Origin of the sequence: Streptomyces atratus (assembly GCF_900119365.1) — a bacterium.
GTDB lineage: Bacteria > Actinomycetota > Actinomycetes > Streptomycetales > Streptomycetaceae > Streptomyces > Streptomyces atratus_B.
Genome location: NZ_FPJO01000046.1, coordinates 1 through 12819, shown reverse-complemented (window position 1 = coordinate 12819; position 12819 = coordinate 1). Strand labels below are relative to the sequence as shown.

Sequence of the window (12819 nt, the reverse complement as noted above, 5' to 3'; positions counted from 1 at the left end):
AGGGTTCCTGATAGTTTACGGCCCGCACCGTGGAGACGGGCGCCGGGGCCACCGGCGGCAGAGAATTTCCCAAGGGAGGGCACGGCGGCATGACGACGGATTCCACAGACACGGTCTTCGGCATGGGACAGGTGAAACGGGCCAGGTTCGCCGTCGCCGCCGTCTTCACCGTGCACGGCGCGGTGACCGGCAGCTTCGCCACCCGGGTGCCCTGGATCCAGGACCACGCCGGGGTCAGCGCGGGTCAGCTCGGCCTCGCCCTCGCCTTCCCGGCGATCGGCGCCTCGCTCGCCATGCCGCTGGCCGGTGCGGTCAGCCATCGCTTCGGCGCCAAGTCCGCGCTGCGCGGACTGCTCGCCCTGTGGACGCTGGCGCTGATCCTGCCCTCACTGGCCCCCAACCTGCTGACGCTGTGCGCCGCGCTCCTCGTGTACGGGGCGTCGGCCGGCATGTCGGACGTGGCGATGAACGCCCTCGGCGTCGAGGTGGAGAACCGCCTCGACAAGTCGATCATGTCCGGGCTGCACGGGATGTGGAGCGTGGGTGCCCTGATCGGTTCGGCGGCGGGCACGGTGGCCGCGCATCTTGGCGCCGACGCCCGATTGCACCACGCGCTGGCCGCCCTCGTGCTCACCGCGCTCGGCCTGATCGCCTGCCAGGGCGTGCTGGACCTGCGCAGCCGGCCGGACGAGGAGCCGCCGCCGCGGTTCACCCTGCCGCCGAAGTCGGCACTGATCATCGGCGCGGTGGGCTTCTGCGCGGTGTTCGCCGAGGGGGCCAGCCTGGACTGGTCGGCGGTCTACCTCCGGGACGTCATGGACACCTCCGCCGGGCTCGCCGCGGCTTCCACCACGGCGTTCGCGCTGACCATGGCGGTCGCCCGGATCGCCGGCGACAAGGTCGTCGACCGCTTCGGCGCGGTCCGGACCGTACGGGTCGGCGGCGTCCTCGCGACGGTCGGCGGGGTGCTCGTGGTCGCTTCGCCGGACGCGGCGCTCGCGATGTGCGGCTTCGGGCTCCTGGGCCTCGGTGTGGCGGTGGTCGTCCCGCTCGCCTTCGCGGCGGCCGGGCGCAGCGGTCCGAACCCGAGCCAGGCGATCGCGGGTGTCGCCACGATCACGTACACCTCGGGGCTGATCGCCCCGTCCGCGATCGGTTCGCTGGCCGAGGCGACCTCGCTGGTCGTGTCCTTCGGCCTGGTGACGGTGCTCGCGTTCGGTCTGGTGCTGGGGGCCGGGGTGCTGCGGGCGGGCGACCGCAGGGCGGTGTCGTCCCCGGACGCCGGCGCCCCGAGCGAGACGGCCGCCGAGCAGCGTCCCTGAGCCGCCGGACCGGCGGGTGACGCGGGCCGGCGGCCCCGCGTCACCCGCATCGGCCGTGCTCAGGGGCCATGGCCCGGCCACGAGCACGCCACGGTCCGGCATTACCATGGCGCTGATCATTTCTGCGGCAGCGACGTGCCCCGCGAGGCGCTCGGCTCCGCACCTACACAACAGGGAGCGACCATGGGCCTCGGCGTGCGCTGGACCTTGCACGGCGACGGGAAGACTCCCGCACCGGGGGCCGTGGTCCGGCCGGACGAACGGCTCTCCTGGCCCCGTACGTTCGGACTGGGCGCCCAGCACGTGGTCGCGATGTTCGGCGCGTCGTTCGTCGCCCCGGTACTGATGGGCCTGGACCCCAACCTGGCGATCATGATGTCGGGTGTCGCGACGGCCATCTTCCTGCTGGCCACGCGCGGCCAGGTGCCCAGCTACCTCGGCTGTTCGCTCTCCTTCGTCGGGGTCGCGGCGACGATCCGGGCGAGCGGCGGCAGCAGCGCCGTGGTCACCGGCGCGGTCTTCGCCGTCGGTGTGGTGCTCTTCCTCGCCGGTCTCGCGGTGCAGCGGTTCGGCGCCCGGATCATCCACGCGGCCATGCCGCCGGTCGTCACCGGTGCCGTCGTCATGCTGATCGGTTTCAACCTGGCTCCGGTGACCGCGTCGACGTACTGGCCGCAGGACCAGTGGACGGCACTGCTGGTGATGCTGTTCACCGGATTGGCCGTAGTGTGCCTGCGCGGTTTCTTCTCGCGCATCGCGATCTTCCTCGGCCTGGTCTTCGGGTACGCGCTGTCCTGGGTCCTCGACCGGATCTTCGGCAAGATCCACTCCCCGGCCGGCGGTGCCGAGGCCGTGGACCACTGGCGGCTCGACCTGTCGGGTGTCGCCAAGGCCGACTGGATCGGGCTGCCCTCCTTCCACGCGCCGAGCTTCGAGTGGTCGGCGATCCTGGTCGCCCTGCCGGTGGTCATCGCGCTGATCGCCGAGAACGCCGGGCATGTGAAGGCCGTCGGCGAGATGACCGGCGCCTCGCTGGACGACAAGCTCGGCACCGCGATCGCCGCGGACGGCGCCGCGTCGATGCTGTCGACCGCGGTGGGCGGTCCGCCGAACACCACGTACTCGGAGAACATCGGCGTCATGGCCGCGACCCGTGTCTACTCCACCGCCGCGTACTGGGCCGCCGCCTGCTTCGCCCTGCTCTTCGGCCTCTGCCCCAAGTTCGGCGCGGTCGTCGCCGCCATCCCCGGCGGGGTGCTCGGCGGCATCACCGTCATCCTCTACGGCATGATCGGCCTCCTCGGCGCCCAGATCTGGCTGCACGCCAAGGTCGACCTGCGCAACCCGCTGAACCTGGTGCCGGCCGCCGCGGGCATCATCATCGGCGTCGGCGGGGTCAGCCTGAAGATCACCGACAACTTCGAGCTGAGCGGGATCGCGCTGGGCACCATCGTGGTGATCACCGGCTATCACGTGCTGCGCGCCTTCGCCCCGGCCCACCTCAAGACCCAGGAGCCCCTGCTGGACTCGGGCACCTCGGCCTACGACGAGCAGGCATCGAAGCACGAGGCGTAGGGCCCCGTACCGGAACGGGGACCGGCCGCGCGCCCGGCACGGGTGCGTGTCGCGGCCATTCGCCCGTTCCGATGAACCCTGGGGTCGGTCGGCGCCGTCCCGGGCCCGGGGCTGGGACGCTGCCCCCATGGCTCAGTCCGAGCAGGTGCACACTCCCGTCCCCGGTATCGCCTCCGTGATCGGGCGGATGCGCGCGTTCGCTTCCGCCTGGCCGCCGGTGGCCGGCGTCGAGGACGGGGTGGAGGTCTTCAACCGCGTCTATCTGACGGTCACCGAGACCGTCCGGCAGCAGATCGACGACGGCGCGTTCACCGACCGGCGGGCCGCCGAGACGCTGGACGTGCGGTTCGCCGAGCACTATCTGTCGGCGGTCGACGCCGCGGCGGCCGGACTCCGGCCGCCCGACTGCTGGCGTCCGCTCTTCCAGTACCGGCGCCATCCCGGCGTACGGCCGCTGCAGTTCGCCCTGGCGGGCATCAACGCGCACATCGGCCACGATCTGCCGCTCGCCGTCGTGGACACCTGCCGCACGCTCGGCTGCGCCCCGCCCGGTCTGGAGGAGGAGTTCGACCGGGTGGGCGATCTCCTGGTGCTGCTGGAGGAGCGGATCCGTGAGGATCTGATGCCGGGCCCCGATCTGCTGGAGCTCGCGGACCCGCTCACCCATCTGTTCGGCTCGTGGAGTCTGGAGCGGGCCCGTGAGGCGGCCTGGTCGGCGGCGCTGGTGCTGTGGCGGCTGCGCGATGTGCCGCTGCTGGCCGAGGAGTTCCGAAAGCGGATGGACGCCGGTGCGGGGCTGGTGGGGCGCTGTCTGCTCACGCCGCATCGCTGACGGCGCCCCGCCCGGACCTCAGAAGCAGTCGCCGTACCAGTGGACCGCGCCGGGTGCCGTGACCGTGGCCCGGACGGCGTCCGCTCGGGCGTGCAGCGGGCGGGCCATCCCCACGTGCTCCGTCACCTGCCGGGCGTCCACCAGCAGGGCCGGCAGCGCGGCCCGGACCTCCGGGTCGTCGGGGAGCCGGACCCGGGCCCGGTCCAGGCCCGCCGCCCGGCCCCGTTCGCCGACGGCGGCGAACAGCCCGCCCAGGCTCCCGGGCGCACCCGCGAATTCGCGCACCTCCACGCACTCCCCCTCGTGCTGGGCCACCATCCAGCCGACGAGCGCCCCCGAACCGGGGTCCTCGGCCACCAGCGACCGGTCGAGCGGGCCGTACCAGGCGGGCACGCGCACCGCCCAGTCCTCGGGCGCCCGCACCGAGCTGAGCGGCCGGTCCGCGTTGTACGCGTGGTGCAGCGCGGCCACCTCCGCGGCGTCCCGCGCGGTGGCCTCGCGGATCCGGAACCCCCCGGCGGCGGGCGGCGGCGCGAGCGTTCCCTCGGTGTACGTGCTCGCGAACTCCTGCCATCCCGAGCCCCGGTAGACGCCCGGGGTCCCGGTGAACAGCAGTGACCAGTCGCACTGCTCGGCCCTCATGGTGTGCTCCGCCGCCTCCAGCAGCCGCCGCACCAGTCCCTGTCCCCGGGCCTCGGGGCGGGTGGCGACGCTGCCGATGCCGCCGACCCGCCGCGGGGTGCCGTGCGCGTCGCGGATCAGCCTCGGTACGTAGACGACGACGGCGTCGATCCCGTCCCCCGCGGCGTTCTGTGCGACGAAGGTGTGCCGGTGGCGGTCCGGGTCGAGTGCGTGCAGGCCGACGATCTGCGGGGCGTCGAAGCACCGCCGCCACAGGGCGGCCAGGTCCGGGTCGTCGGCCGCCGTCGCGGTGCGGATCACGGCGGTCACAGGATCAGGTTCCCGTCCGTGCGCACCTTGTCGCCGTTCGCGGGCATGGCGCCGCGCTTCGCCCCGTCCTCCACGCACGAGGTGTGCAGGACCGAGTCCAGCGCGCCGGGGGCGAGATGGAGCGTGCCGCCGGTGAAGCGGGCTCCGGTCGCCGCGTAGTGGTTGGTGCCCTCGTCGATACGGACATGTGCGGTGTCCGCCCCGGAGGCGGCGCTGCTGAGCGCGCCGAGGTCCCAGGTCACCTTCCCCGGGCCGGCGGCGCGGCCGAGGAGTGCCCTGGCCTTGTTGCTGCCGGTGAGACGAGCGCCGCCGGTGACGGTGATCCGCTGGTCGCGCACGGCGCTGAGTTCGATGCCGGTGTTGTCGTAACTGCCGCCGTCGATCCGCAGGTCCGCGGATCCGACCGAGAGCGGGGCCGCGTTCTCGGTGCCGGTGACGGTGCAGTCGGTGAAGTGGACGGGCCCCGCCCCGCGCAGGATCGCGCCGTCGACGCCCTTGAACGTGCAACGTACGAAGTGCACCGGCGCGGTGACCGGGGTCTGGACGAGGACGGCGCCCGCAGGCAGCTCGAAGGAGCAGTCGCTGATGGTGGTCGGCCGGGTGGAGCGGGCCGAGCGCTGGGCGACGGAGAAGGTCTTCGCGGTGCAGCCGCGCACCTGGGCGCCGTCGGCGTTGACGGTGAGGGTGCCGGCCTGGTCGAAGGTGGGGCGCGCGATCACCGTGATGTCTTCGAGGGTCAGATCGGTGATCTTGGTGTTGGCGGTGAACCAGGAGCAGACATGTCTGCGCACCGTGATCCGCTTCGCCGAAATGCCCCACTGTGCACCGGAGTTGGCGATGTCCATCAGCCCGGAGTTGCCGTCGAAGAGCAGATCGTGCTCGTACTGCCCGTGCGTGGTGAAGGGGTTGCCGCCCGCGTCGTCGCCGTCGCCGTGGCAGTTCACGACGGTGCAGTAGGCGGAGGCGGTGAGGTCGTTGAGGTGGCGCACATTGCTGGTCGTGCAGTCCGCGACCCGCCCGTACAGGCAGTAGATCTGCTGGGTGAGGTAGCCCGCGCCGCCGTACTCGACGGTGGGCGGGTTCTTCAGAGAGCACTCCTCGGTGCGGAAGCGGGTGCACCAGCGGCGCATGACGACCGGCCAGAAGGTGCCGGTGGCATGGATCCCGGAGACGTCGCAGCCCACGGCGTACTCGAAGCTGACGGGGTGGGAGCCGGTGTACTCGTCGGGGCCGGCGCCTTCGAAGACCATGTTGCGGATGTGGGTGCCCTGGACCGGTTCGATGCGGGTCCAGGTGAGTTTGCGGCCCTCGGCCAGTTCCCAGCCGTTGAGATAGCCGATCCGGATGTGTCCCGCGTCGACGATCTCGGTGATCTCGACCAGCTTCTGCAGCTCGCGTTCGTCACCGCCGCCGCCCTCTACCGGGGCGACCTGCACGGACCACCACTGACCGACCTCGAACGCCTTGGCGTCGGGGACCGGGAAGGTGTCGGTGAGCTCGATGACCTTGCCGGAGAGCGCGTGCTGGACGGTGGTGTCGGTGACGGTGCCGCGGAAGGAGAGGACGGCGCCGAAGGGGTTGTCGTGGGTGTTCTTCTCGATGTTCTCGGTGCGTATGCGGTGGCCGCCGAAGTCGAGTTCGATGTTCGAGCGGTTGAAGAGGTGGCGTTGGGTGAACAGGAGGTCGGTGTGGCCCTCGATGCGGTGGACGCTGGTGTCGGCGATCATGGCGTCGAGGGCGGCGTCGGCGGGGGTCTTCGCGTCGAAGTGGCCGAAGGTGCGGAAGTCGAGGGTTCCGGTGTGGAGCTGGTGCCAGCGGCCGGTGGTGTTCTTGCCCGTGGGGGCGATGACGGTGCCGCCGTTGTGGGCGGTGTCGGACTTCTTGTCCCAGCGCACGGCCATGGTGCCGCCGTCGCCGGGGGTGTGGTAGCCGGCGATCAGGACCTGGGTGCCGTCGTCGAGCGGCTTGGTGTTCAGCGCGCGCAGTGCGGCGACGGTGTCGACCCGGAGCACATCACCGGTGTGCGAGGGCGCGGCCTGGGCGGAGCCGGCGGCCACGGCCGAGCCGGCCATGACCAGACCGGCCAGACCCGAAGCCCGCAACAGATTCCGGCGGGACGAGGCGGAGGACGAAGCATTGACGGACATGGCGGAGGCGCTCCTCGCGTTGTCGATGCGTGCTCGGTGGGAACCGACTGCCGGTCGGTCGCGGTCAGATCGTGTTGCGGTACGGCGGCATGAAGCGCATCCGCGGCATCTGGTCGGCCAGCACTCCCCCGTCGACGACGATGCGCGCCCCGGTGAGATACGCCCCGGCGTCCGAGGCGAGCAGCAGCAGCGCACCGACGCACTCGTCGGGCTGCGCGTACCTGCCGAGCGGGATGCGCTCGCGGTACGCGGATTCGAAGGCCTCCCGGTCGAAGGGGAATTCGCCGTCGATGGGTGTCTCGACCATGCCGGGGGCAAGGGTGTTGGCGGTGATGCCGTGCGGGGCGAGTTCGACCGCCAGGGTCTCGGTGAGCAGTTGGGCGGCGGCCTTGGAGGCGTTGTAGTGGGCCAGGCCGGCCTCCGCGACCAGGGCGTTCTTCGATGTGATGGTGATGATGCGGCCCGCGACCGAGTCCGCCGTCATGTGTTCGGCGATGCGCTGGCTGAGGAAGAAGACGGCGTCGACGTTGACCCGCATGATGTGGGACCAGCTCGCGGGGGTGATCTCGTTGAAGCGTTCCAGCGCCGCGGTGCCCGCGTTGTTGACCAGGATGTGCAGCGGTCCCGACTCGGCGCGCACGGCGTCGACGAAGCCGGGCAGCGCGTCGATGTCCGCCAGGTCCTGTCCGTACGTCCGGCAGCTGCGGCCGAGTGCCTCGATCGCCGCCGCGGTCTCGGCGACGCCCTCGGCACCGGGCAGGTCGACGAGGACCAGATCGGCGCCCGCCTCCGCGAGGCCGACGGCGAAGGACCGGCCGAGCCCCCGGGCGGCCCCGGTCACGACCGCGGTGCGGCCGGTCAGATCGAAGCGGTCGGTTCCCCGGGGCGGGACGGCTGCGGTCATGGCGGGGTTCCTCCAGGCGGAGAGGTGGAGAGGCGGAGAGATACGGAGGGGTGGTCGTCTCCGGTCCTGATCGCCGGAGAGATCCGGGCCGCCGCGCAGGGACACTTGGGTGATGGCGCGGCGGCCCGGCTGCCGGTCGGTACCGGGCGACAGGGGGATGACCCCGGCGCCGTACCGGCAGGTTCGGAGGGGGAACGGCCGGGTCAGCCGTTCAGACCCAGCAGATCCAGCGACGGCCGGTGGATGATCTCCTCCACCGCGTCCACGTCGAGCGGCGGCAGTCCCGGGATGCCGGGGATGCGGGCGATCTCCCGCAGCCCCCGCACCGAGTCGTCGACCGTCGTGAACGGGTAGTCGCTGCCGAACATCAGCTTGTGGAAGACCCCGTAGTCCTGGACCAGCCGGAGGCTGTGCCAGAGCTGGAAGGGCCGGTAGTGCAGGGCGCTGATGTCCGCGTACACGTGCGGGTGCTTGCGGATGACCGCGATGCACTCGCCCTCGAAGGGGTGGCCGAGGTGGGCGAGGACCATCCGCAGTTCCGGGTGGCGGATGGCGACCGCGTCCAGGTGGCGGGGCATCGCCCACTCCAGCGGTGCGCTCGACACGAAGGTGGTGCCGGTGTGCACCAGGAGCGGGAGCCCGTGCCGTTCGGCGTACGTGTACAGCTCGTCGTACTCCTCGGCGGCCGGGTCGAAGCCCGCGTACATCGGCATCAGTTTGATGCCGCGCAGGCCCAGTTCCTGGTGGCCGTAGCGGAGTTCGTCCTGCCAGCCGGGCTGGGTCGGGTCGAGCGAGAGGTAGCCGATGAGCCGGTCGGGGTGCGCTCCGGCGTACGAGGCGACGGCGGCGTCGTCCACCCAGAGGCCGCTGCGCCGCGCCTTGCCGCCGACGACGATCGTGCGGGTGCCCTCGGGGGCGGTGGCGGCGTACTCCTCCCACTTCACCGTGAGGTCGACCTCGCCCGCGTGGGCGCGGGCGGAGTCGGACCTGAACGGGTCGGTGAAGTCGTGGCTGTGCCGGAAGAGATGCGAGTGGACGTCGACGATCATGTCCGGTTCCGCTTCTCCCAGCCGTCCGCGAACATGTTCCAGAAGCGGTGGCTGGGCGGGTGCTCCTCGAAGACCTCGTCGACGAGCTCGACACCGAGACCGGGTGCGGTCGGCAGGCCGATGTGGCCGTCGACGATCGGAAGGGTGCCCTTGAGGGCGTCGAAGACGTAGTCCTCGAGGAGCCCGTCGAAGGTTTCCAGGATCTTGAAGTTGGGGATTCCCAGCGTCGCGTGCACCGAGACGGTGGTGCAGAGCGGCGAGTTGGAGTTGTGCGGGGCCACGAGCATGCCGTGGGTGTCGGCGATCGCGGCGAGCTTGCGGACCTCGGTGAATCCGCCGGCCATGGAGAGGTCGGGCTGGATGATGTCGACCGCGTTGGTGGCGAAGAGCGGCTTGTACTCGTAGCGGTTGTGGAAGTGCTCACCGCCGGAGATCGGGAACGCTGCGCGCTGCCGCAGTTCCGCGTAGCGCTCGATGTGGGTCCACGGCATCGGCTCCTCGAACCAGCCGATGTCGAAGGGCTCCAGCTCGCGCACCAGCCGGGCCGCGGTCGGCATGGCGAACCGGGCGTGGCCCTCGATGAAGAGGTCCGCATCGGGCCCGATGGCCTCCCGGACGGCGGCCACGAGGTCGACGGAGCGGCGCAGTTCGGCGCGCTCCAACTCGTGCAGTCCGGGGCCGAACGGGTCGAACTTGAGGGCGGTGAAGCCCTTCGCCACGGTCTCCTTCGCCTTGGCGGCGAAGGTCTCGGGCTCGCGTTCGCCGGTGTACCAGCCGTTGGCGTACACCCGTACCTCGTCCCGGCAGGCGCCACCGGTCAGCCGGTACGCGGGGACGCCGAGCGCCTTGCCCATCAGGTCGTACATCGCCTGGTCGAGGCCGGACAGGGCGACGCCGCCCATGTCGCCGCCGCGCAGGAAGTCGCCCTGGTAGACGCGGAGCCAGAGCTCCTCGATGTCGAAGGGGTCGGCGCCGATGAGATGGCGCTGGGCCAGCGCCTCGGTGAGGGCGCAGACCTCGCGGACGCGGTAGGGATGGGTGATCTCGCCGATGCCGGTCAGGCCCTCGTCGGTGTGGACCCGGACGTAGCCGAAGTCGCGCCAGGAGGTGCCGAGCATCAGGGTCTCGACGCGGGTGATCCGGCCTGCGGGGCCCGCCGGGCGGGTGCGGTTGACGGTCAGCATCAGCGGGTCGCCCCGCCCATGGTGGAGGTGTTCTCCAGGTCGCGGGCGCCGCCGTCGGCGAGCACGGCCTTGACCGCGGCTTCGGTGCCCTCGATGAGACGGTCCACGTCGGCGTCGGTGTGGGCGTAGCTGATGTGGCTGCGCTTGAGGTTGAGCGGCAGCTCGAACAGGCCGTGGTCGAGGAGCCGCCGGCGGTAGCCGACGAAGAGCGAGGCGTCGTTGTTCAACAGGTCCGCGTACGTGCGGGGGGCCTCGCCCGGCATGAAGTAGCTGACGAAGACGGAGCCGTAGCCGGTGACGACGGCGGGGACGCCGAGGCGCTCGTACAGTCCGGTCAGTTCGGTGCGGACGCGCTCGCCGAGCCGGAAGACGTGCTCGTGGACCGGCTCCTCGCGGAGCTTGCGCAGGGTGGCGAGGGCGGCGGCCACGACGGACGGGTGGCCGTTGTACGTGCCGGCGAAGAAGGCGGGGGCGCCGGGGCGCGTGGAGAAGAGGTCCATCAGGTCGGCGCGGCCGCCGATCGCGCCGACGGGGGCACCGTTGGCGATGGCCTTGCCGAGGGTGGTGAGGTCGGGGGTGACGCCGGAGATCTTCTGCCAGCCGCCGATGTCGTGGCGGAAACCGGTGATGACCTCGTCGAAGATCAGGACGCTGCCGGCCTTCGTGGTCTCCTCGCGCAGCGTGGTGAGGAACTCCTGGTACGGCAGGAGCGCTCCGACGTTGTGCGGGACGGGCTCGACGATCACGGCGGCGATGTCGGAGCCGTGCTCGGCGAAGGCGCGGCGGACGGCCTCGCTGTCGTTGAACGGCAGGACGAGGGTGGCTTCGAGGACCTCGGGCAGGATGCCGGTGGAGATCGGGTCGTGGCCGCCGACCTTCTCGGGCGCGGAGATGACGTTGAGGCTGACCGCGTCGTGCCAGCCGTGGTAGCAGCCCTGGAACTTGACGACCAGGCGGCGGCCGGTGGCGGCGCGGGAGACGCGCAGCGCGTGGAACGTGGCCTCGCTGCCGGTGCTGGTGAGCAGCACCTTCTCGATGGAGGGGATCAGCTCGGCGAGCTGTTCGGCGAGGAGGACCTCGCCCTCGGTGACACCGACGCCCATGTGGCCGAGGGTGGCGCCGGCCTGGGCGGTGGCGCGGGCCACGTCGGGGTCGTTGTGACCGAGCAGGGGCGGGCCGAACGCCGAGTGGAAGTCGGTGTACTCGCGTCCGTCGGCGGTACGGAACCGTGCGCCGTCCGTACCCGTGACGACCAGGTCGGTCAGTCCGGGAACGCTGCGCTGACCGCTGTTCACGCCGCCGGGTACGACCTGGCGGGCGCGCTCGGCGAGTCGGGCTCCGGATTCGTTGCCTACCGGGCCTGAACTCATATCGCTTGCTCCTTGCGTCGAGAGTCGTCGGTCTTCGCAGGCCCTGCCCGGCCCGTGAGTCCCTGGCGCCATCCGCCCGGCAGTCGCCGCAGGAATGAGGATGATCCGTGGTGCTTGAGGTGGTGCTTCAGGTATGTGTTCGCTTTTCTGAACACTGTTCTGTAGAGCAGAACAGTGCCTGGATATTACGTGCGGCTCCAGGACTGGTCAAGACCTTTTCAAACCCAGGAAGGCCCGATTCCGCGCTTTCTTCACAGGGAAAGCGCGTTCGAGCCCTTCCCGAGGCACTACGCTGTTCTGCTATGACGAACAGTGCTGCCCCAGAAGAACCGAAGTACTGGGTCAAGAGCGTGGCCAGGGCAGCGGACATCCTCGAGGCGCTCGCCGCCCCCGCACAGGGGAACGGCCTGAGCGTCACGGAGGTCGGCCAGGCCTGCTCCATCTCCAAGAGCGCCGCCTTCGGCATGCTCCAGACCCTCCGCGCCTACGGCCTCGTCTCGGACGACGGCGAGGGCATGAACCGCCGCTACCGGCTCGGCATGAGCCTGGCCCGGCTCGGCGACCGGGCCCGCTCCCAGGTGTCCCTGCGCGGGGTCGCCCACCCCGTCCTGCGCGAGCTGACCCGGACCACCGGAATGGCATCCCGCCTCGCCGTCCCCGAGGACGGCCACGCGGTCGTCGTGGACCAGGTCGAGCTCGACCAGCGCGTCCGGCTCGACCTGCGGATGGGGCAGCGCGAGCTGCCGCACTGCACGGGCCTGGGCAAGGCGCTGCTCTCCGCCGTGCCGCCGAGCGAGGCGGCCGCGGTCGTCGAGCGGTTCGGGCTGCCCCGGCGCACCTCCCGCACGATCACCGACCCGGCCACCTTCCTGTCGCATCTGCGCGACATCGCCCGGGTCGGGTACGCCCTGGACGACGAGGAGGACGCCGAGGGCATCATCTGCATCGGCGCGCCGGTCTTCGACGACCGTTCGGCGTGTGCCGGGGCCGTCTCCATCACCGGCCTCAAGCTCGGCCTGCCGGCCTGGCGCTACCAGGAACTGGGCGGCCAGGTCCGGGACGCGGCCCGCCGGATCAGCTTCTCGCTCGGCTGGGTCGACGACGCGGACGGCGCCGGCTCCGACACCGATACGTCGCATTCCGACGAATTCGGGTCTTGACCAAACGGTGTAACCCGCCGTAGGTTCCCTGCCAACCGCGGTGACACTCCATGGTCACCGGCGTTTTACCCTTTCCGGCCTGGTTCCGGCGCCTGCCCATCGCGCCGTGGACATCCGACAGCCGGACCCTTTTCAGCCATCCGCCTCATGGCAGTCCCCCGCAGGAACGCTCCCTCACTTATCGCACTTCTCGGAAGGCGAAGTCCGCATGAGCGTTCCGCACCACCACACCTCCGCCTCGTCCCGCCGGAATCTGTTGCGGGCTTCGGGTCTGGCCGGTCTGGTCATGGCCGGCTCGGCCGTGGCCGCCGGCTCCGCCCAGGCC

General features: G+C 71.2%; 10 protein-coding genes. 4 read left to right on the top strand and 6 right to left on the bottom strand.

Translation table 11 applies throughout. The features are described from left to right. Positions 1–89: 89 nt before the first annotated feature. The 3 genes from BT364_RS36525 to BT364_RS36515 all read left to right on the top strand — a co-directional run bounded on the left by BT364_RS36525 (position 90) and on the right by BT364_RS36515 (position 3729). Positions 90–1322 (top strand): MFS transporter, encoded by a 1233-nt coding sequence (locus BT364_RS36525; RefSeq protein WP_072489479.1) that lies wholly within the window; start codon positions 90–92, stop codon positions 1320–1322. Between the two features lie 183 nt (positions 1323–1505). Then, positions 1506–2897, top strand: a complete 1392-nt coding sequence (locus tag BT364_RS36520; RefSeq protein ID WP_072489478.1) for a uracil-xanthine permease family protein — start codon at positions 1506–1508, stop codon at positions 2895–2897. A gap of 127 nt (positions 2898–3024) precedes the next feature. Continuing rightward, positions 3025–3729, top strand: coding sequence for a DUF5995 family protein (locus BT364_RS36515; RefSeq protein WP_072489477.1), 705 nt, complete (start codon positions 3025–3027; stop codon positions 3727–3729). A gap of 18 nt (positions 3730–3747) precedes the next feature. On the opposite strand, the gene BT364_RS39590 is transcribed toward BT364_RS36515, so the two are convergent. From BT364_RS39590 to BT364_RS36485, 6 genes are all read right to left on the bottom strand, one after another. Next, positions 3748–4680, bottom strand: coding sequence for a GNAT family N-acetyltransferase (locus BT364_RS39590; RefSeq protein ID WP_072489476.1), 933 nt, complete (start codon positions 4678–4680; stop codon positions 3748–3750). Next, positions 4677–6827 (bottom strand): peptidase C14, encoded by a 2151-nt coding sequence (locus tag BT364_RS36505; protein ID WP_072489475.1) that lies wholly within the window; start codon positions 6825–6827, stop codon positions 4677–4679. Before BT364_RS36505 ends, BT364_RS39590 begins: the two co-directional genes overlap by 4 nt. 64 nt (positions 6828–6891) lie before the next feature. Continuing rightward, the gene (locus BT364_RS36500) at positions 6892–7731 is read right to left on the bottom strand and encodes an SDR family NAD(P)-dependent oxidoreductase (RefSeq protein WP_072489474.1); all 840 of its coding nucleotides are present in this window, start codon (positions 7729–7731) and stop codon (positions 6892–6894) included. A gap of 203 nt (positions 7732–7934) precedes the next feature. Then, positions 7935–8780, bottom strand: a complete 846-nt coding sequence (locus tag BT364_RS36495) for an amidohydrolase family protein (protein WP_072489473.1) — start codon at positions 8778–8780, stop codon at positions 7935–7937. Continuing rightward, positions 8777–9964 carry a mandelate racemase/muconate lactonizing enzyme family protein gene (locus BT364_RS36490; RefSeq protein WP_072489472.1) on the bottom strand — a complete coding sequence of 396 codons (1188 nt, stop codon included), beginning with the start codon at positions 9962–9964 and terminating at the stop codon, positions 8777–8779. The genes BT364_RS36495 and BT364_RS36490 overlap by 4 nt, the downstream gene beginning before the upstream one ends. Beyond that, on the bottom strand, positions 9964–11334 hold the full coding sequence (locus BT364_RS36485) for an aspartate aminotransferase family protein (protein WP_072489471.1): 1371 nt from the start codon (positions 11332–11334) through the stop codon (positions 9964–9966). Before BT364_RS36485 ends, BT364_RS36490 begins: the two co-directional genes overlap by 1 nt. Positions 11335–11636: 302 nt before the next feature. Between BT364_RS36485 and BT364_RS36480 the strand changes: the two genes are divergently transcribed. Further along, positions 11637–12494: an IclR family transcriptional regulator gene (locus tag BT364_RS36480; protein ID WP_072489470.1), complete on the top strand. Its 858-nt coding sequence runs from the start codon at positions 11637–11639 to the stop codon at positions 12492–12494. Positions 12495–12819 lie beyond the last annotated feature (325 nt).

Coding starts and splice junctions, on each gene's coding strand:
- BT364_RS36525 (WP_072489479.1), top strand. CDS start 90: ATGACGACGGATTCCACAGACACGGTCTTCGGCATGGGACAGGTGAAA.
- BT364_RS36520 (WP_072489478.1), top strand. CDS start 1,506: ATGGGCCTCGGCGTGCGCTGGACCTTGCACGGCGACGGGAAGACTCCC.
- BT364_RS36515 (WP_072489477.1), top strand. CDS start 3,025: ATGGCTCAGTCCGAGCAGGTGCACACTCCCGTCCCCGGTATCGCCTCC.
- BT364_RS36505 (WP_072489475.1), bottom strand. CDS start 6,827: ATGTCCGTCAATGCTTCGTCCTCCGCCTCGTCCCGCCGGAATCTGTTG.
- BT364_RS36500 (WP_072489474.1), bottom strand. CDS start 7,731: ATGACCGCAGCCGTCCCGCCCCGGGGAACCGACCGCTTCGATCTGACC.
- BT364_RS36495 (WP_072489473.1), bottom strand. CDS start 8,780: ATGATCGTCGACGTCCACTCGCATCTCTTCCGGCACAGCCACGACTTC.
- BT364_RS36490 (WP_072489472.1), bottom strand. CDS start 9,964: ATGCTGACCGTCAACCGCACCCGCCCGGCGGGCCCCGCAGGCCGGATC.
- BT364_RS36485 (WP_072489471.1), bottom strand. CDS start 11,334: ATGAGTTCAGGCCCGGTAGGCAACGAATCCGGAGCCCGACTCGCCGAG.
- BT364_RS36480 (WP_072489470.1), top strand. CDS start 11,637: ATGACGAACAGTGCTGCCCCAGAAGAACCGAAGTACTGGGTCAAGAGC.